Source organism: Pseudomonas sp. ADAK2 (genome assembly GCF_012935755.1).
Classification (GTDB): domain Bacteria; phylum Pseudomonadota; class Gammaproteobacteria; order Pseudomonadales; family Pseudomonadaceae; genus Aquipseudomonas.
The window spans coordinates 4597080-4615387 of record NZ_CP052862.1 but is presented as its reverse complement, the minus strand read 5'-3'; the positions used below and the strand labels follow the sequence as shown (position 1 = coordinate 4615387).

Annotated in this window: 16 protein-coding genes; 7 read left to right on the top strand and 9 right to left on the bottom strand. The window is 61.2% G+C overall.

What is annotated here, in order from left to right; all coding sequences use genetic code 11:
- Nucleotides 1-2: 2 nt before the first annotated feature.
- The 3 genes from HKK52_RS21075 to HKK52_RS21065 form a co-directional block, all read right to left on the bottom strand.
- On the bottom strand, nucleotides 3-2036 hold the full coding sequence (locus HKK52_RS21075) for an ABC transporter permease subunit (protein WP_178117494.1): 2034 nt from the start codon (nucleotides 2034-2036) through the stop codon (nucleotides 3-5).
- Between the two features lie 487 nt (nucleotides 2037-2523).
- Nucleotides 2524-3525 (bottom strand): phosphate ABC transporter substrate-binding protein PstS, encoded by a 1002-nt coding sequence (locus tag HKK52_RS21070; RefSeq protein WP_169372429.1) that lies wholly within the window; start codon nucleotides 3523-3525, stop codon nucleotides 2524-2526.
- A gap of 154 nt (nucleotides 3526-3679) precedes the next feature.
- Entirely contained in the window at nucleotides 3680-4978 is a 1299-nt protein-coding gene (locus tag HKK52_RS21065) for an MFS transporter (RefSeq protein WP_169372428.1), read from the bottom strand.
- Nucleotides 4979-5343: 365 nt separating this feature from the next.
- On the opposite strand from HKK52_RS21065, the gene HKK52_RS21060 reads away from it, so the two are divergent.
- The gene (locus tag HKK52_RS21060) at nucleotides 5344-5748 is read left to right on the top strand and encodes an acyl-CoA thioesterase (RefSeq protein WP_007896491.1); all 405 of its coding nucleotides are present in this window, start codon (nucleotides 5344-5346) and stop codon (nucleotides 5746-5748) included.
- Nucleotides 5749-5806: 58 nt separating this feature from the next.
- Nucleotides 5807-6706, top strand: a complete 900-nt coding sequence (locus HKK52_RS21055; protein WP_169372427.1) for a D-hexose-6-phosphate mutarotase — start codon at nucleotides 5807-5809, stop codon at nucleotides 6704-6706.
- An 82-nt stretch (nucleotides 6707-6788) separates the two neighbouring features.
- On the opposite strand, the gene HKK52_RS21050 is transcribed toward HKK52_RS21055, so the two are convergent.
- The 5 genes from HKK52_RS21050 to HKK52_RS21030 all read right to left on the bottom strand — a co-directional run bounded on the left by HKK52_RS21050 (nucleotide 6789) and on the right by HKK52_RS21030 (nucleotide 10612).
- A complete protein-coding gene (locus HKK52_RS21050; RefSeq protein WP_169372426.1) occupies nucleotides 6789-7325 on the bottom strand; it encodes a DUF3299 domain-containing protein in 537 nt (178 codons plus the stop codon).
- Nucleotides 7326-7413: 88 nt separating this feature from the next.
- Nucleotides 7414-7659, bottom strand: coding sequence for a GlsB/YeaQ/YmgE family stress response membrane protein (locus HKK52_RS21045; RefSeq protein ID WP_149659419.1), 246 nt, complete (start codon nucleotides 7657-7659; stop codon nucleotides 7414-7416).
- A 118-nt stretch (nucleotides 7660-7777) separates the two neighbouring features.
- Nucleotides 7778-8860, bottom strand: coding sequence for a 5-(carboxyamino)imidazole ribonucleotide synthase (locus tag HKK52_RS21040; RefSeq protein ID WP_169372425.1), 1083 nt, complete (start codon nucleotides 8858-8860; stop codon nucleotides 7778-7780).
- Between the two features lie 11 nt (nucleotides 8861-8871).
- On the bottom strand, nucleotides 8872-9363 hold the full coding sequence (gene purE, locus HKK52_RS21035; protein WP_019694319.1) for a 5-(carboxyamino)imidazole ribonucleotide mutase: 492 nt from the start codon (nucleotides 9361-9363) through the stop codon (nucleotides 8872-8874).
- 340 nt (nucleotides 9364-9703) lie between these two features.
- A complete protein-coding gene (locus tag HKK52_RS21030; protein ID WP_169372424.1) occupies nucleotides 9704-10612 on the bottom strand; it encodes a LysR substrate-binding domain-containing protein in 909 nt (302 codons plus the stop codon).
- A 180-nt stretch (nucleotides 10613-10792) separates the two neighbouring features.
- Here HKK52_RS21030 and aspA point away from each other — a divergent pair, with 180 nt between their 5' ends.
- The 3 genes from aspA (at nucleotide 10793) to HKK52_RS21015 (ending at nucleotide 15247) form a co-directional block, all read left to right on the top strand.
- A complete protein-coding gene (aspA, locus tag HKK52_RS21025; RefSeq protein WP_133835321.1) occupies nucleotides 10793-12217 on the top strand; it encodes an aspartate ammonia-lyase in 1425 nt (474 codons plus the stop codon).
- 466 nt (nucleotides 12218-12683) lie between these two features.
- Entirely contained in the window at nucleotides 12684-14141 is a 1458-nt protein-coding gene (locus HKK52_RS21020) for an alanine/glycine:cation symporter family protein (RefSeq protein WP_169372423.1), read from the top strand.
- Between the two features lie 101 nt (nucleotides 14142-14242).
- Nucleotides 14243-15247 carry an asparaginase gene (locus HKK52_RS21015; protein ID WP_169372422.1) on the top strand — a complete coding sequence of 335 codons (1005 nt, stop codon included), beginning with the start codon at nucleotides 14243-14245 and terminating at the stop codon, nucleotides 15245-15247.
- A 55-nt stretch (nucleotides 15248-15302) separates the two neighbouring features.
- Here HKK52_RS21015 and HKK52_RS21010 read toward each other — a convergent pair whose 3' ends face one another.
- The gene (locus HKK52_RS21010) at nucleotides 15303-15848 is read right to left on the bottom strand and encodes a hypothetical protein (RefSeq protein WP_101208123.1); all 546 of its coding nucleotides are present in this window, start codon (nucleotides 15846-15848) and stop codon (nucleotides 15303-15305) included.
- A 146-nt stretch (nucleotides 15849-15994) separates the two neighbouring features.
- Here HKK52_RS21010 and HKK52_RS21005 point away from each other — a divergent pair, with 146 nt between their 5' ends.
- Both HKK52_RS21005 and HKK52_RS21000 read left to right on the top strand, forming a co-directional pair.
- Nucleotides 15995-16990, top strand: coding sequence for an AraC family transcriptional regulator (locus HKK52_RS21005; protein ID WP_169372421.1), 996 nt, complete (start codon nucleotides 15995-15997; stop codon nucleotides 16988-16990).
- A gap of 285 nt (nucleotides 16991-17275) precedes the next feature.
- Nucleotides 17276-18307: a histone deacetylase family protein gene (locus tag HKK52_RS21000; RefSeq protein WP_169372420.1), complete on the top strand. Its 1032-nt coding sequence runs from the start codon at nucleotides 17276-17278 to the stop codon at nucleotides 18305-18307.
- Nucleotide 18308 lies beyond the last annotated feature (1 nt).

Genomic DNA, 18308 nt, shown 5'->3' with positions numbered 1-18308 from the left:
TCTTAAAGCGACGAGTATTTCTTGCGCAGACGCTGACGAATCAGTTCCGCGAGGGTGTTCATGACGAAGGTGAACAACAGCAGCACCAGCGCCGAGAGGAACAGCACGCGGTAGTGGCTGCCGCCGACTTCCGATTCGGGCATTTCCACCGCGACGTTGGCCGCCAGTGTGCGCAGGCCTTCGAACAGGTTCATTTCCATGACCGGTGTGTTACCGGTGGCCATCAACACGATCATGGTTTCACCGACCGCACGGCCCATGCCGATCATCAACGCCGAGAAAATGCCCGGGCTGGCGGTGAGGATCACCACGCGGGTCATGGTCTGCCACGGCGTGGCGCCGAGGGCCAGGGAACCGAGGGTCAGGCCGCGAGGCACACTGAACACGGCGTCTTCGGCGATGGAGTAGATGTTCGGGATCACCGCGAAGCCCATGGCCAGACCGACCACCAGAGCGTTGCGCTGGTCGTAGGTGATGCCTACGTCGTGCTGGATCCACATGCGCATGTCGCCGTCGAAGAACCAGTTTTCCATGTATGGGCTCATGTACAGCGAGAGCCAACCGACGAACAGGATCACCGGGATCAGGATCGCGCCTTCCCAGCCGTCCGGCACTTTCAGGCGGATCGATTCAGGCAGGCGGCTGAACACGAAACCGGCCACCAGGATGCCGATTGGCAGCAACATCAACAGGCTGAAGATGCCCGGCAAATGTCCTTCGACATAAGGCGCGAGGAACAGGCCGGCGAAGAAACCGAGGATCACCGTCGGCATCGCCTCCATCAACTCGATCACCGGTTTGACCTTGCGGCGCAGGCTCGGCGCCATGAAGTAGGCGGTGTAGATCGCGGCCGCGACGGCCAGTGGTGCGGCCAGCAGCATGGCGTAGAACGCGGCTTTCAGGGTACCGAAGGTCAGTGGCGACAGGCTCAGCTTGGGTTCGAAGTCGGTGTTGGCGGCGGTCGATTGCCAGACGTATTTAGGCTCGTCGTAGTTCTCGTACCAGACCTTGCTCCACAGCGCGCTCCACGACACTTCCGGGTGCGGGTTGTCGAGCAGCAGCGGTTGAATCTTGCCGCCCGCTTCAACGATCACACGGTTGGCCCGTGGCGACAGACCGAATACACCCTGGCCGTCGACCACCTGATCCACCAGCAAGGTGCGGTGCGCGGTGCTGTGAAACACGCCGAGCTTGCCGGAAGCGTCGAGGGCGATGAAGCCTTTGCGACGTTCTTCAGCAGTGATTTCAACGATCGGTGTGGTGCCCATCTGGAAGTTGCGGATCTGCTTCAGGCGCAGTTCACCATCCGGGTCGCGGGCCATGAACCACTGGGCCAGGCCACCCTTGGAGTCGCCCATGATCAGCGAGATACCGCCCACCAGTTGGGTGCTGGCAGTGATTTCGGCGTCACCGTTTTCGAGCAATTTGTAGCGACCATTTAGGCTCTTGTCGCGCAGGCTGAACACATCGGCCTGGGCGCGACCGTTGATCACATACAGCCACTGCTGGCGCGGGTCGACGAAGATGTTCTTCACCGGCTCGGTCATCTGCGGCAGATCGATGCGCTTTTGCTCGTTGGTGACTTCGCCGGTCATCATGTTTTCTTCGCTGGTCAGCGACAGCACATTGAGTTGCGAACCGGTGGAGCCGACCAGCATTAGCGTGGTGTCGGTGGCGTTGAGGCTGACATGTTCCAGGGCTCCGCCCGCCTCGTTCAGCGCAATCGGGGTTTCGCCGTACGGGAAATCGATGGCCGGCGAGATGGTTTTCTTGTTGTCCGGGTAGCTGACTTTGTAAGTGTGACGGAACACCAGCGCCTGGCCGTTGGACAGACCCACCGCTACCAGCGGATGACCTGGCTGGTCTTCGCCGATGGAGGTCACGGTGGTGCCGGCCGGGATCGGCAGATCGACGCGCCGCAGTTCGGCGCCACTGTCGATGTCAAAGAACAGCGCCTGGCCCTTGTCGGAAACCCGCATCGCGACCTGATTCTGTTCTTCCAGGGAGATCATCAGGGGCTTGCCGGCGTCTTGCATCCAGGCCGGCGTGATGGCGTCCTGAGCCTTGAGGCTGGCACCCTGGAACAGCGGAGCGACGACGTAGGCGAGGAAGAAGAAGATCAGCGTGATCGCGCCGAGGACGGCGAGGCCGCCGATGAGCACGTACCAGCGGGTCAGGCGATCCTTGAGCGCGCGGATGCGGCGCTTGCGTTGCAGCTCAGGCGTATTGAAGTCAATGCGCTTGGGGGGATTGGTAGTCATGGTGGAATTGGCCAGATCATTCATGCGCACACCCTAGCGATCCTGTATGACAGAAAGATGACAATGCAGTGACGCAACAAATCCGCCGCCAGCGGGTACTGGCAGAGGACCGGAAATTTGGGAGCCGGTATTGACCGGCATTTGTAGGATCGAGGCTTGCCCGCGAAGGGGTCGTTACATTCAATATCAATGTTGACTGACCCACCGCTTTCGCGAGCAAGCTTCGCTCCTACAGGTCCGGGTTTACCCCGGACCTAGGGTTTTACTTTTTTGCGACTTCAGAGCCGCCTTCCTGCAGACCCAGGTCAGCCAGTGCTTTTGCAGCAACCTTGGCCGGCAGTGGGATGTAGCCGTCTTTCACCACAACTTCCTGGCCCTGCTTGGACAGAACCAGTTTCACGAACTCGGCTTCCAGCGGGGCCAGAGGCTTGTTCGGGGCTTTGTTGACGTACACGTAGAGGAAACGCGACAGCGGGTATTTGCCGTTCAGTGCGTTTTCTTCGCTGTCTTCGATGAACTCAGTGCTGCCTTTCTTCGACAGGGCCACGGTTTTCACGCTAGCGGTCTTGTAGCCGATGCCCGAGTAACCGATGCCGTTCAGCGAGGAGCTGATCGACTGCACGACCGAAGCCGAACCGGGTTGTTCGTTGACGTTTGGCTTGTAGTCGCCTTTGCACAGGGCTTCTTCTTTGAAGTAGCCGTAAGTGCCGGATACCGAGTTACGACCGAACAGTTGAACCGGCTTGTTGGCCAGGTCACCGGTCACACCCAGGTCGCCCCAGGTTTTGACGTCGGCTTTAGCGCCGCACAGACGAGTGGACGAGAAGATCGCATCGACCTGTTCCATGGTCAGGTGCTGGATCGGGTTGTCCTTGTGCACGAACACCGCCAGGGCGTCCACGGCAACCGGGATTGCGGTTGGCTTGTAGCCGTACTTCTGCTCGAAGGCCGCCAGTTCGGTGTCCTTCATCTTGCGGCTCATCGGGCCCAGGTTAGAGGTGCCTTCAGTCAACGCAGGTGGCGCAGTGGCGGAGCCAGCGGCCTGAATCTGGATGTTTACGTTCGGGTATTCTTTTTTGTAATTCTCAGCCCACAGGGTCATGAGGTTGGCCAGGGTATCGGAGCCGACGCTGGACAGGTTGCCCGATACACCAGTGGTCTTGGTGTAGCTCGGGATCGCAGGGTCAACAGCGGCGAACGCGTTGGCAGTCGCAACGCCAGCAGCGACAAAAGTCATTGCCGCCATCAAACGCTTCAGTTTCATGCCTTACTCCTAGCAGATAGGGTGTGTTAAGTCGGGGCCAAGTATCAGCAGGCCGTGTGAACACTCTATGGCTGAAATATGACAATTGGATGAAAGGCCAGCATGTGGCGATAGATCGTTCCCACTCGGAGCGTGGGAACGATCAGTTGCTGGCTTAACGCCCTTTCTTCCAAAGATAAGCCCCTACCAGAATCCCGACCCCACAAATGATCGCCACATAATAAGCAGGCCCCATCGGGCTTTCCTTCAGCAGCAACGTCACCATCATCGGTGTCAGGCCGCCGAAGATGGCGTAGGCCAGGTTGTAGGAGAACGACAACCCGCTGAAGCGCACCACTGCAGGGAAGGCTTTAACCATCACGTACGGCACGGCGCCGATAGTGCCGACCAGCAGGCCAGTCACGGCGTACATCGGGAACAGCCAGTCCGGATGGTTGAACAGGCTGTGATAGAACGTCCACGAGCTGATCAGCAACGCGGCACTGCCGAACACGAACACCCGGCCGGCACCGAAGCGGTCGGCCAGCGCGCCGGACGCCACGCAACCCAGGCTCAGGAACACGATCGCCAGGCTGTTGGCCTGCAACGCGGTGGTCGGCGAGAAGTGGTAGACGGTCTGCAGCACGGTCGGGGTCATCAGGATGACGACGATGATGCCGGCGGACAGCAGCCAGGTCAGCAGCATGGAAATCAGGATCGCCCCGCGATGGTCACGCAGCACCGCTTGCAGCGGCACTTCTTCGGCCAGGGCTTTGCGCAGTTGCAGTTCGGCGAATACCGGGGTTTCGTGGAGCCAGCGGCGCAGGTAGACCGAGAACAGGCCGAACACACCGCCCAGCAGGAACGGGATCCGCCAGGCGTAATCCGCGACTTCCACCGAGGTGTAAATACTGTTGATCGCCGTGGCCACCAGCGAGCCCAGCAGGATACCGGCCGTCAGGCCGCAGGTCAGGGTGCCGCAGGCGTAGCCGATGTGCCGCTGCGGCACGTGTTCGGAAACGAAGACCCACGCGCCGGGCACTTCACCGCCAATCGCCGCGCCCTGGATTACGCGCATCAGCAGCAACAGGATCGGCGCCCACATGCCAATCTGCGCATAAGTTGGCAGCAGACCCATGATCAGCGTCGGCACGGCCATCATGAAAATGCTCAAGGTGAACATCTTCTTGCGACCCAGCAGGTCGCCGAAGTGCGCCATGACGATGCCGCCCAACGGCCGCGCCAGGTAGCCGGCGGCAAAGATCCCGAAGGTTTGCATCTGGCGCAACCAGTCGGGCATGTCGACCGGGAAGAACAACTTGCCGACCACCACCGCGAAAAATACGAAGATGATGAAGTCGTAGAACTCCAGCGCGCCGCCCAAGGCGGACAGCGACAAAGTCTTGTAATCGTTGCGGGTCAACGGACGTGCGGATTGCGTCGGCTGCGCAGTGCTCGAGGGCGCTGTGGTCATGGCAAGGGCTTCTCTTATAGTCGGATCTGCAACCCCAACAACGCTGGCGGAGGCTTGGGCAGGTCCGGCACGATAGCAAATTGTTCGAAAAAGCACATAGAGGTGCGTATTTGACGGTCGAAATGAGAACCGGACGGTCGTCTCGGAGTCTACCGACCGATATACTCGCGATCTTGCAACAGTTTGAAAGGGTTGCTGTGCGAAAACGCCTGCCAGGCTTCACAGGCGATTTCGCAGAGTTTCCCTTTAGGCGCCTTATGAAAAACGTGACGAACGTAGTATGTTCGGGGCTGAATCGTTTTTTCTGAGACGGCTATTCACCTTGAAGTACTAATGAAGAGTCACGGGTCAGAGGCACCCCCGGCATGATAGAGCTCGAACAAGAAGATCCGATCCCGCAAGGCGACCTGGCCCTGCAAATCACCGCGCTCCCGCGCGAAACCAACGGCTTTGGCGATATTTTCGGCGGCTGGCTGGTGGCGCAGATGGATTTGGCCGGCACCGCGATGGCCAGCAAAGTCGCCGGTGGCCGCGTGGCGACCGTGGCGATCGACCGCATGGCGTTCCTGGTCCCGGTGGCAGTCGGCGCGCAGCTCTCCTTCTATACCCAGGCGCTGGAAATCGGCCGCAGCTCGATCCAGATGATGGTCGAGGTCTGGAGCGACGACCCGCTGTCCAGCGAGTGGCGTAAAGTGACTGAAGCGGTGTTCGTGTTCGTCGCCATCGACGGCAGCGGCCGCACCCGTTCGGTTCCGCCCCGCGCGCGTTAAACACGGCGCGGGTTTTGCGGTCCATTGCAGTCATTGATCCTGATTGAGAGTTGTCCCCATGAGCACGCCCAACGTTGAAGCCGTCAAACTGGATGAACTGAACTGCTGGCGCATCCGCCACGGTCAGGCCGAACTGCTGGTGGCCCAGCAAGGCGCGCACATCCTCAGTTATCAATTGGCCGGGCAACCGCCGCTGATCTGGCTCAACGACGAGGCGGTGTTCAAGACCGGCAAAAGCATCCGCGCCGGCGTGCCGGTGTGCTGGCCGTGGTTCGGCAACTTTGATCGCAACCCGCCGAGCGTCAAGGCCATGCGCGTCAGCAACGAACCGGCTGGCGCCCACGGTTTTGTCCGGGCGACGGATTGGGAGCTGGGTGGCATCGAAACCGAGGGTGAAAGCCTGAAGGTGGAATTTGTCCTGCCCTACCCCGAAGGTGGCTTCCCGGGTTGGCCGCATCAGGTGGATTTGAAGCTGAGCATTCGCCTTGATGAGCAGTTGCACATCAGCCTGACCAGCCACAACCGCGGCGCTGAAACCGTGTCGATCAGCCAGGCGTTGCACAGTTATTTCGCCGTCAGCGATGTGCGCAACGTGCAGGTCGAAGGGCTGGATGGCTTGAGTTACATCGATACGACCAAGGACTGGAGCACGGCCACTCAGGCCGGCGATCTGGACTTTACCGGCGAGACAGACCGTATCTACCTGAATACCCCGGCGAAGCTGAGCATCGTCGACCCGGCCTGGGAGCGGCGCATCGAGCTGACCAGCAGTGGTTCGCGCACGGCGGTGATCTGGAACCCGTGGATTGATCGCGCAGCGGCGTTCAGCGACATGGCCGACGATGGCTGGCAGCGCATGTTGTGCATCGAGACGGCGAATGTGATGGATGACGTGGTGAACCTGGCGGCGGGTGCCAGTCATACCCTGGGCGTCAGCATCGGCAGCACAGCGCTTTAAAAGCTTCGCGGGCAAGCCTCGCGCCTACAGGTCCGAGTGATCTGCAGGAGCGAGGCTTGCCCGCGAATCGATCGACCAAACGCTACAAATCCGACTCTTCGACCGCCCGCACCTTCGCCGCATCCAGCGCATACGCCGCGTCAGCCAGGTCGTTGTTGACCTTCTCGATCTTCAGCGTGCCTGTCACCCACAGCGGTGTGTAGATATCGTCCAGCTTCAGGCCTTTCGGATAACGCACCAGCACCAACTGGTTGGGCGGCGGTGGCGGCACGTGGATGCAGGCGCCCGGGTACGGCACCAGGAAAAACAGGGTGCTGCGACCCTTGGCGTCGGACTCCAGCGGCACCGGGTAACCCCCGATGCGAATGCTTTTGTCGTTCATCGACGGCACGGTTTTGGTCGAATACATCACCGCCGGCAAGCCCTTGCTCTGCTTCATGCCACCCTTAGAGGTAAAGGTGCCATCGCCTTCGGGGGTGTTGTGGTCGATTTCGGGCATGGCCTCGAGGGCTTTCTGGTCCGACTTGGGCATAAGTTCCAGCCAGTCGGTTTCCGGCAGTTCGCCGGCATGGGCAAGGCCCGAGCCCAGTAATAGGAAAGTCAGTAATAGACGGCGCATGGGGTGCTCGGCAAAAGGAAGGATGGTGCAATGGCGAGCATTCTAGCCCTCCCCGCGTGCGCCGCAGAGAGGGCTTTGTCGCTTTGAATCAGTTCTTTTTGATCAGGCCGTAGAGCACCAGCAACACAACGGCGCCAACCAGCGCACCGAGGAAGCCTGCGCCCTGGCCAGCCTGGTAAATGCCCAGAGCCTGGCCGCCGTAAGTGGCCGCCAGCGAACCGCCGATACCGAGCAGGATGGTCATGATCCAGCCCATGCTGTCATCGCCCGGTTTCAGGAACCGAGCCAGCAGGCCAACGATCAAGCCGATAAAGATGGTTCCGATAATTCCCATGGCATTTCCCTCTGATTAATTTGGTGAAGCAGGACACCTAGCCCAAGCCTAGTCAGACTTTGGCATCCTGCCATCAGAGAACGGCGGCCCCTGAAGGTTCCGCCGCTGCCACATGAAACTATTCGGCGATCAGCGCTTCGACCTTGAGGATCTGCGCCGCCAGCGTCTCGCGATCTGCGCAACGCAGATTGGCGTGACCGACCTTGCGCCCGACCTTGAACGCCTTGCCGTAGTGGTGCAAATGGCAGTCGTCGATGGCGATCACTTTCTCTACCGGCGGAACAACGCCGATGAAGTTGAGCATCGCGCTCTCACCGATCTTGGCCGTCGAGCCCAGCGGCAGACCGGCAACGGCCCGCAGGTGGTTTTCGAACTGGCTGCACTCGGCGCCTTCGGTGGTCCAGTGCCCGGAGTTGTGCACGCGCGGGGCGATTTCGTTGGCCTTGAGGCCGCCGTCGACTTCAAAGAACTCGAACGCCATCACGCCGACGTATTCCAACTGTTTAAGCACACGGCTGGAATAATCCTCAGCCAGGGCTTGCAGCGGGTGATCGGTGCTGGCCACGGACAGCTTGAGGATGCCGCTGTCGTGGGTGTTGTGAACCAGCGGATAGAATTTGGTTTCGCCATCGCGGGCACGCACAGCGATCAGCGAAACTTCGCCGGTGAACGGCACGAAGCCCTCCAGCAGGCAGGCCACGCTGCCGAGTTCGGCGAAGGTGCCAACCACGTCTTCCGGTTTGCGCAGGACTTTCTGGCCCTTGCCGTCGTAACCCAGGGTGCGGGTTTTCAGCACGGCCGGCAGGCCGATCGAAGCAACGGCGGCGTCCAGGTCAGCTTGCGACTGAATGTCGGCGAACGCCGGGGTGGGAATCCCCAGGTCCTTGAACATGCTCTTCTCGAACCAGCGATCACGGGCGATGCGCAGGGCTTCGGCGCTCGGGTAGACCGGGACGAACTGCGAGAGGAAGGCCACGGTTTCGGCCGGGACACTTTCGAACTCGAAGGTCACCAGATCGACTTCATCAGCCAGCTGACGCAGGTGATCCTGATCACCGTAATCGGCCCGCAAGTGTTCGCCCAACGCGGCTGCGCAAGCATCCGGTGCCGGGTCGAGGAAAGCGAAGTTCATGCCCAGCGGAGTGCCCGCCAGCGCCAACATGCGACCCAACTGGCCGCCACCGATTACACCGATTTTCATCGTCAACAACCTCAGGCGATGCGTGGGTCTGGATTGTCCAGGACGCTGTCTGTCTGCTCAGCACGGAAGGTTTTCAGCACCGCGTGGAATTGCGGGTGCTTGGCGCCGAGAATACTCGCCGACAGCAACGCGGCGTTGATCGCGCCCGCCTTGCCGATGGCCAGGGTGGCGACCGGAATGCCCGCGGGCATCTGCACGATCGACAGCAGCGAATCGACGCCCGACAGCATCGACGACTGCACCGGAACGCCCAGCACCGGCAGGTGGGTCTTGGCCGCACACATGCCTGGCAGGTGGGCCGCGCCACCGGCACCGGCGATGATCACCTCGATGCCACGCGCCTCGGCCTCTTCGGCGTACTGGAACAGCAGGTCCGGGGTGCGGTGGGCAGAGACCACTTTCACCTCGTAAGGGATGCCGAGCTTTTCCAGCATATCGGCGGTGTGGCTAAGGGTGGACCAATCGGACTTGGAGCCCATGATCACGCCAACCAGTGCACTCATCGTCGTGCCTCTTCTCTCTGGGCGCCCGCAGGCGCGTCAAAAACAACAAGCCACGCAGAAATGCGTGGCTTGATTGTACGAAAAATGGCCGGACGAACCGGCCGAAGGCCGCGCAGTATACCTCAATGAAGCAGATAAACAGCCCCCGGGACGACCATCTGTCATTCGGCGCAAAGTGCCGGTTTTATTGACTCGAAGGTCAGCCAAAAACAGCGTAAATCGATCGTTCCCACGCTCTGCGTGGTAACGCCTCCTGTGACGCTCTGCGTCACGCTTTTGGGGACGCGGAGCGTCCCGGGCTGCATTCCCACGCAGAGCGTGGGAACGATCAAGCGATCAATTAAGTGCCTTGCGCAGCGCCGCCTTCGAGCTTGCGCCACAGCAACCGCACATTCGCCTTGCGCACCAGCGCGCAGCGATACAAACGAATCTCCAGCGGCACATGCCATTGCGGGCCGCCGCACACTACCAACTCACCGCGAGCCAGTTCGGCGCGCACGCTCAGTTGCGGCACCCAGGCGATGCCCAGGCCTTCCAGCGCCATGCTTTTCAAGCTGTCGGCCATGGCGGTCTCATAAATGGTGGTGAAGCGCAGGGCGCGCTGGCGCAGCAGCAGGTTCACCGAACGGCCCAAAAACGCCCCGGCGCTGTAGGCCAGCAACGGCACACTGCCTTCGCCTTCCAGATCGAACAACGGTTTACCATCGGCATCGGCGGCACACACCGGCAGCATCTCGGTATGGCCCAGGTGCAACGACGGGAAAATCTCCGGGTCCATCTGCATGGCCGCGTCCGGGTCGTAGAACGCCAGCATCAAGTCACAGCCGCCCTCGCGAAGCGCATGCACCGCATCGCCGACGTTGGTCGCCACCAGACGCGTGGCAATGTTCAGACCTTCATTACGCAACTGCGCAATCCAGCGCGGAAAGAAGCCCAGCGCCAGGGAGTGAGCGGCCGCCACCTGCATCACTTCGCCCTGCCCGCCTTCCAGGTGATGAAGATGGCGCAGCACTTCACCCAACTGCTCGACCACCGTCCGCGCGGTCACCAGGAACAATTGCCCCGCCGCCGTCAGCTCGACCGGCGTGCGCGAGCGGTTGACCAGTTGCAACCCCAATGCGGCTTCCAAACTGCGGATCCGCCGGCTAAACGCAGGCTGAGTCACGAAACGGCGTTCCGCAGCCTGGGAGAAGCTGCGGGTGGCGGCCAGGGCACTAAAGTCCTCCAGCCATTTACTTTCCAGATTCATCACGTCCTCCCGGACACGCACCAAATTAGGTCACACGCTCGCCGCACACGCGGCGTCACATGGGCATTATGCCGAATGTGCATAGGCCAGCGCTTAACAGCATTGGCCCAAAATTCTCCACAAGCCTAGCATTTGCAGTGTTCCGGCACAGACCGGGTCCCTATCGAGATGATTTCTATCATGTCCTCCGCTGCATCTTTCCGCACAGAAAAAGACCTGCTTGGCGTACTCGAAGTACCTGCTCAAGCGTATTACGGCATCCAGACCCTGCGAGCGGTGAACAACTTCCGTCTCTCCGGCGTTCCGATTTCGCATTACCCGAAGCTGGTGGTCGGCCTTGCGATGGTCAAACAAGCCGCCGCTGACGCCAACCGCGAGCTGGGTCACCTGAGCGAAGCCAAGCACGCTGCCATCAGCGAAGCCTGTGCACGACTGATCCGCGGCGATTTCCACGAAGAGTTCGTGGTGGACATGATTCAAGGCGGCGCTGGCACTTCGACCAACATGAATGCCAACGAAGTCATCGCCAACATCGCGCTGGAGGCCATGGGTCACCAGAAGGGCGAATACCAATACCTGCACCCGAACAACGACGTGAACATGGCGCAGTCGACCAACGATGCTTACCCGACGGCGATCCGCCTCGGTCTGCTGTTGGGTCACGATGCGCTGCTGGCCAGCCTCGACAGCCTGATCCAGGCGTTCGCTGCCAAGGGTGTTGAATTCAGCCACGTATTGAAGATGGGCCGTACCCAACTGCAAGACGCCGTGCCGATGACCCTCGGCCAGGAATTCCGCGCTTTCGCCACCACACTGGGCGAAGACCTGGCCCGTCTGAAGACGCTGGCCCCGGAACTGCTGACTGAAGTGAACCTGGGCGGCACCGCGATCGGCACCGGCATCAACGCCGACCCGCGTTACCAGCACCTGGCCGTGCAGCGCCTGGCCCTGATCAGCGGTCAACCGCTGGTGCCAGCCGCCGACCTGATCGAAGCCACTTCCGACATGGGCGCCTTCGTGCTGTTCTCCGGCATGCTCAAGCGCACCGCGGTCAAGCTGTCGAAGATCTGCAACGACCTGCGCCTGCTGTCCAGCGGCCCACGTACCGGCATCAACGAAATCAACCTGCCGGCGCGTCAGCCAGGCAGCTCGATCATGCCCGGCAAGGTCAACCCGGTTATTCCGGAAGCAGTTAACCAGGTAGCGTTCCAGATCATCGGCAACGACCTGGCCCTGACCATCGCGGCCGAAGGCGGCCAGCTGCAACTGAACGTGATGGAGCCGCTGATCGCGTTCAAGATCTTCGACTCGATCCGCCTGCTGCAACGCGCCATGGACATGCTGCGCGAACACTGCATCGTCGGCATCACCGCCAACGAAGAGCGCTGCCGCGAACTGGTCGAGCACTCGATCGGTCTGGTTACCGCGCTGAACCCGTACATCGGCTATGAAAACGCCACCCGCATCGCCCGTATCGCCCTTGAAAGCGGCCGCGGTGTGCTGGAACTGGTGCGCGAAGAAGGCTTGCTCGACGACGAAATGCTCGCCGACATCCTGCGCCCGGAAAATATGATTGCTCCGCGTCTGGTCCCGCTTAAAGCTTGATCAAACGCTGCACACGCTCACCAGGTCGAGGGACTAGACACCTCTCACCTTTTGAGGGCTTGGGGATTCATTCCCCAAGCCCTTTTTTTTAACTATTTACAGGCCTGACCGTATAGATCGTGCCTGGATCGACTTCTGTAGGAGCAAGGCTTGCCCGCGATGGCGCCCGCAAAATCGCCATCGCGGGCAAGCCATGCTCCTACAAGAGAAAGGACCTCGTTTCGTCGCTTGCACCACAACCGTGCAGACGGACGGCACACTGATAGGTATAGTGCCGCCCCTCTTCGCGTGAGCGGTCGTCGGTAACGAGGCCCAAACCCATGCGAAACCCGAACTAATAACAAACCCGCGATATGGAACCGGGACGAATCCTCGCCTCACCTGTCATGCCTTGCGCAAACCGGTGTAACGCGATGTTTCTGCCTCTCCAGCATTTGCTTAAACAAAAAACAGCGAGGAATAATCCATGCTCGAAGTCATCAACGACTTCCTCTCAGGGAAAGTACTGATCGTGCTCATTGTCGGGCTCGGTAGCTACTTCACGATCCGCTCGCGTTTCGTTCAATTGCGCCACTTCTTCCACATGTTCGCGGTGTTCCGTGACAGCCTCAAAAGCAGCGCCGGGCAACTCAGCTCGTTCCAGGCCCTGATGCTCAGCCTCGCCGGCCGCGTCGGTGCAGGCAACATTGCCGGTGTCGGCATCGCCGTGACCCTCGGTGGGCCAGGTGCGGTGTTCTGGATGTGGGTGACCGCGCTGGTCGGCATGTCCAGCAGCTTCTTCGAATGCTCCCTCGGCCAGCTCTATAAGCGCTGCGATTCCGACGGCACTTATCGTGGCGGCCCGTCCTACTACATCCAGCACGGCCTGCAGAAACGCTGGTTGGGGATGATCATGGCGTTCCTGCTGCTGATCACCTTCGGCTTCGCCTTCAACGGTCTGCAATCCCACGCCGTGACTCACTCACTGCAAAACGCCTTCGGCTTCGACACCGCCTACTCCGGCCTGGCCCTGGCCCTGCTGCTAGGCCTGGTGTTCGTCGGTGGCATCAAGCGCATCGCCAAGGTCGCTGACCTGCTGGTGCCGGTGAAAACCCTGGTGTACATCGGCGTGACCCTCTACGTGATCGTGCTGCAATTCGACCACGTTCCAGCCATGCTGATGACCATCGTCAAAAGTGCCTTCGGTATGGACCAGGCCTTCGGCGGCCTGATCGGCAGCGCCATCGTCATGGGCGTGAAGCGTGGCGTGTTCGCCAACGAAGCGGGCCTGGGCAGTGCGCCAAACGTGGCCGCCGTGGCTTCGGTCGAGCACCCGGTGGCGCAAGGCGTGGTTCAGGCGTTCAGCGTGTTCCTCGACACCTTCGTGATCTGCACCTGCACCGCGTTGCTGATCCTGCTCTCGGGCTTCTACACCCCGGGCTTCGAAGGCGACGGCATTGCCCTGACCCAGAACTCCCTGGCGGCCGTGGTCGGAGACTGGGGCCGCATCTTCATTTCTGTGGCCCTGTCGTTGTTCGTGTTCACCTCGATCCTCTACAACTACTACCTGGGCGAGAGCAACCTGCGCTTCTTGATGGGCGCCAAGGACAGCCGCATGGCCGTGATCACCTACCGCGCTATTGTGCTGCTGCTGATCTCGTGGGGTGCCGTCGAAAACCTCAGCACCGTGTTCGCCTTCGCCGACATCACCATGACCATGCTCGCGTTCGTGAACCTGATCGCGCTGTTCCTGCTGTTCAAGGTCGGCATGCGCATCCTGCGTGACTACGATGACCAGCGTTCTGCCGGCATCAAGACGCCAGTGTTCGATTCGAGCAAGTTCCCGGATCTGGACCTGGACCTGCAAGCCTGGCCCGCCAACCCACCAGCTGCTGCGCCAAAAGCAGCCGTTGAGCCGCAAGGCGTACCCGCAGCGCAACGCTGATCGGTAAAAAACCGGGCGCCTCCCCTGCGCCCGACGTGACACAACGTACGACCGGCGTCATGCTCGGTCGTATGTTGTTTTCGCTTTCGGAGAACCTCCCCATGAATGCCTCGACCTACCCTGCCGCCCAGCACGTCATGGTGCTCTACACCGGCGGCACCATCGGCATGCAAGCCAGCGCCCACGGCCTGGCCCCGGCATCCGGTTTCGAAGTGCGGATGCGCGACTACCTGCACAGCCAGCCTGAACTGGTGGTGCCGCAGTGGCGCTTTCGCGAGATGAGCCCGCTGATCGACAGCGCCAACATGACCCCGGCCTATTGGCAGCAACTGCGCGAAGCGGTGGTCGATGCCGTGGATGTCCAGGGCTGCGACAGCGTGTTGATCCTGCACGGCACCGACACCCTGGCCTACAGCGCCGCGGCCATGAGCTTTCAATTGCTCGGCTTACACGCTCGCGTCTGTTTCACCGGCTCAATGCTGCCGGCCGGCGTGACCGACAGCGATGCCTGGGAAAACCTCAGCGGCGCGCTGGTTGCCCTCGGCCATGGCCTGGCGCCCGGCGTGCACCTGTACTTCCACGGCGAACTGCTGGACCCGACCCGTTGCGCGAAGGTGCGCAGTTTTGGGCGTCATCCGTTCAAGCGGCTTGAGCGTCAGGGTGGCGGCGTGAAGGCGTCGTCCCTGCCGGCGCCGCTGAACTACAGCCAGCCCAAGCAACTGGCGAACGTCGCGGTATTGCCGTTGTTCCCAGGCATCAGCGCCGACGTGCTGAACGGTCTGCTCGACAGCGGCATAAAAGGTATGGTCCTGGAATGCTACGGCAGCGGCACCGGGCCAAGCGACAACCCTGCGTTTCTCGCCAGCCTGGAACGGGCGCGGGACAACGGCGTGGTGGTGGTTGCGGTCACGCAATGCCATGAAGGCGGGGTCGAGCTGGATGTCTATGAGGCGGGCAGTCGCCTGCGCGGTGTCGGCGTGCTTTCGGGCGGCGGCATGACCCGTGAAGCGGCGTTCGGCAAGCTCCATGCGCTGCTCGGCGCCGACCTGGATAACGCCGACGTGCGACGCCTGGTCGAACTGGATCTGTGTGGTGAGTTGAGCTGATCCACCGCGATTTGCCGGCGCCCGCGATGTTGCAGGAGCCGGCTAGCCGCGAGGCTTACTTCTTGACCTGATAATCCTGGCCCCACACACGCACCGTGGTGGACGTCTCGATCGGCCCTTCAAACGTGAATTTCTGCCGTATCGCCGCTTTGGGCGGAACGGTGACCTCATCAGGGTTATCCAGGCTGGCGGTCAGTCCGTTGGCGTAACCGTCCTGATCGATCGCCAGCAAGGCGCCGGTCTGCTTGAGGTTGATCAAGCGCAGTTGGCTGTCGCTGCTGTTCTTGAAGCCCAGGGTGACATTGAACGTGTCGCCGACGGCCTCGGTCTTCAGCACCTGCACATCGACGCGGTCCTTCATTTGCTCGCGAGAGGAAATGATCGAAGCACCGTCAACGCCCTGTGCCGACTGGCGCCCGTCGAGCACCCCTTCACTGACCCCGCCCAACAGGTTCTTGCCGGCCGAAATCGCCGACGAGACCGCGGCCTTGGCCGAATCCTTGATGCTGCTGCCGTCGGCCGGCTCGCCTTCGGCAAAGCACAACGAGCTGAGCAACAGGCTGGAGGCCAGGAGCATGGAGCGCGATGGAGTGAATGTCATACCTAGTCCCTTATGGTTGTGTGCCACGCCACCCGAGGGTGAATGGCAGGCAGGTTGCACCAATCGGCAATCGGCGGCAAGCAGGCGCCAGCCATAACGGCATGCAACTTGCTCCCTTCCGGCAGACCTCATGGACGGAAGCTCCCATGCTCCATTCCCACCTCACCACCCTCAACGCCGTCTCCCTGGTGCTCAACACCTTCAAGGCCGAAGGCCTGTCCAGCGAGGCATTACTCGCGGGAAGCGGCATCAGTGCGGCGGATCTGAGCCGGGCGGACACGCGCATCACCACTAATCAGGAGATGCAGGTCTGCGCCAATGCGGTCGCGCTCAAGCATGACATCGGCCTGGAATTGGGCCGACGAATGCACGTTTCGTCCTACGGCATGCTCGGGTACGCCTTACTCACCAGTGCCACTTTAGGTGACGCCTTGCGGCTGGCTCTGCACTATCCGGCGCTATTAGGAACTCTGTTCGAGTTGAGCTTGGAAGAGGATAACGAACGCATCTGGCTCACCGCTGGCGACTATCGGGAAAACCCTGCGCTGGCGCCATTCAATGTCGAGTTTTGCCTGGTCTCGATGAAGGTCACCTGCGAAGACCTGCTCGGCCATCCGTTACCACTGCTTGGCGCTCGTTTCGAATACCCGGCGCCGACCTATCAGGCCCGGTACGCCGAACGTTTCGACTGCCCGCTGCAGTTCGATGCGACGTCAAACTCCTTTGCCTTCGATAAAGCCTGGCTGGAGCAGCCCCTGCCGCTGGCCGACGCCATCACCCACCAAGCCATGGCCGAACGTTGCCGCAAGCAGAACACCGAGTTCACCGGGCGTCAGGCGTGGCTGGGGCGGATTCGCCAGTTGCTCCGTGCGCAGTTGAATGCGGCGCCGGGGCTTGAGGGGTTGGCGGAGCAGATGAATTGTTCGGCGCGGACTTTGCGCCGGCACCTAAAGGATCTGGGCTGCAGTTATCAGGAACTGCTCGATGAGCTGCGGTTTGAACAGGCCAAGCAAATGCTCTGCGAGGATCATCTGCCGATCTATCGGATTGCCGAAGCGCTGGGGTTTAGCGAGACCGCGAGTTTCCGCCATGCGTTTGTGCGCTGGAGTGGTGTGGCGCCCAGCCAATACCGACCACACTGATTCCCCTTGTGCAGATGATCGTTCCCACGCTCCCGCGTGGGAATGCCTCTTGGGACGCTCCGCGTCCCGGTGACGCGGAGCGTCACGGGCTGCATTCCCACGCAGAGCGTGGGAACGATCAAGGGGTGCGCGCCCAACCCTGGGGCATCGCCGCGCCAATAAGGGGCGAATTTCGGTCAAATCTTTTGGCCATATCGATCCCCTTTTGGCCTTTCCTGCCGTTCTCCCAAACGCCGCGCCCCGCAAGACTGTGTTCAACCGAATCAGCCTGCGGAGAACAAGAAAATGCTGACGATCTACTCGGACGATCACCACCTGCACCACGGCCGTTGTGAATTGATGGACGGGCAACTGATGCCCTGCTTCGAAATGCCGTCCCGTGCCGATCACGTTCTACAGCGCGTGCAAGACCGCGACCTCGGCCCGGTGGAAGCGCCACAGGATTTCGGCCTCGAGCCGATTGCCCGCATCCACAGCCGCGACTACCTCGATTTCTTCAAAGGCGCCTGGGCCCGTTGGACCGAGTTCAATACCGACGGCGACTTGCTGCCCTACACCTGGCCGGCCCGCACCCTGCGGCGGATCATGCCCACCAGCCTGCACGGCCAACTCGGCTATTACAGCTTCGACGGCGGCGCGCCGATCACCGCCGGCACTTGGCAAGCGGCGTACAGCGCAGCGCAAGTGGCATTGACCGCCCAAGCCGCGATCCAGCGTGGCGCCCGCAGTGCTTTCGCGTTGTGCCGGCCACCGGGACACCACGCCGCCAGTGACTTGATGGGCGGCTATTGCTACCTCAACAACGCCGCCATCGCCGCCCAGGCTTTCCTCGATCAGGGCCATAAAAAGGTCGCGATCCTCGACGTCGATTACCACCACGGCAACGGCACCCAATCGATTTTCTACGAGCGCAGCGACGTGCTGTTCACCTCGATCCACGGCCACCCGGAAGCCGAATTCCCGTTCTTCCTCGGCTACGAAGACGAACTCGGTGAAGGCGCCGGTGAAGGTTTCAACTTCAACTACCCGTTGCCCGCCGGTTCCGGCTGGGACACCTGGAGCGCCGCGCTGGATCAGGCCTGCCGGGAAACCGAGAAGTACGGCGCCGACATCGTCGTCGTGTCCCTGGGCGTCGATACGTTCAAGGACGATCCGATCTCCCAATTCAAGCTCGACAGCCCGGATTACCTGGCCATGGGCGAACGCATTGCCAAGCTCGGCAAGCCGACGCTGTTCGTGATGGAAGGCGGTTACGCGGTAGAGGAAATCGGCATCAACGCCGTGAACGTTCTCGAAGGTTTTGAAAGCGCCCAATGAG

Excerpts from the sequence above, each read along its gene's own strand:
- HKK52_RS21075 (WP_178117494.1), bottom strand. The coding sequence starts at position 2,036 with ATGCAAGACGCCGGCAAGCCCCTGATGATCTCCCTGGAAGAACAGAAT.
- HKK52_RS21070 (WP_169372429.1), bottom strand. The coding sequence starts at position 3,525 with ATGAAACTGAAGCGTTTGATGGCGGCAATGACTTTTGTCGCTGCTGGC.
- HKK52_RS21065 (WP_169372428.1), bottom strand. The coding sequence starts at position 4,978 with ATGACCACAGCGCCCTCGAGCACTGCGCAGCCGACGCAATCCGCACGT.
- HKK52_RS21060 (WP_007896491.1), top strand. The coding sequence starts at position 5,344 with ATGATAGAGCTCGAACAAGAAGATCCGATCCCGCAAGGCGACCTGGCC.
- HKK52_RS21055 (WP_169372427.1), top strand. The coding sequence starts at position 5,807 with ATGAGCACGCCCAACGTTGAAGCCGTCAAACTGGATGAACTGAACTGC.
- HKK52_RS21050 (WP_169372426.1), bottom strand. The coding sequence starts at position 7,325 with ATGCGCCGTCTATTACTGACTTTCCTATTACTGGGCTCGGGCCTTGCC.
- HKK52_RS21045 (WP_149659419.1), bottom strand. The coding sequence starts at position 7,659 with ATGGGAATTATCGGAACCATCTTTATCGGCTTGATCGTTGGCCTGCTG.
- HKK52_RS21040 (WP_169372425.1), bottom strand. The coding sequence starts at position 8,860 with ATGAAAATCGGTGTAATCGGTGGCGGCCAGTTGGGTCGCATGTTGGCG.
- purE (WP_019694319.1), bottom strand. The coding sequence starts at position 9,363 with ATGAGTGCACTGGTTGGCGTGATCATGGGCTCCAAGTCCGATTGGTCC.
- HKK52_RS21030 (WP_169372424.1), bottom strand. The coding sequence starts at position 10,612 with ATGAATCTGGAAAGTAAATGGCTGGAGGACTTTAGTGCCCTGGCCGCC.
- aspA (WP_133835321.1), top strand. The coding sequence starts at position 10,793 with ATGTCCTCCGCTGCATCTTTCCGCACAGAAAAAGACCTGCTTGGCGTA.
- HKK52_RS21020 (WP_169372423.1), top strand. The coding sequence starts at position 12,684 with ATGCTCGAAGTCATCAACGACTTCCTCTCAGGGAAAGTACTGATCGTG.
- HKK52_RS21015 (WP_169372422.1), top strand. The coding sequence starts at position 14,243 with ATGAATGCCTCGACCTACCCTGCCGCCCAGCACGTCATGGTGCTCTAC.
- HKK52_RS21010 (WP_101208123.1), bottom strand. The coding sequence starts at position 15,848 with ATGACATTCACTCCATCGCGCTCCATGCTCCTGGCCTCCAGCCTGTTG.
- HKK52_RS21005 (WP_169372421.1), top strand. The coding sequence starts at position 15,995 with ATGCTCCATTCCCACCTCACCACCCTCAACGCCGTCTCCCTGGTGCTC.
- HKK52_RS21000 (WP_169372420.1), top strand. The coding sequence starts at position 17,276 with ATGCTGACGATCTACTCGGACGATCACCACCTGCACCACGGCCGTTGT.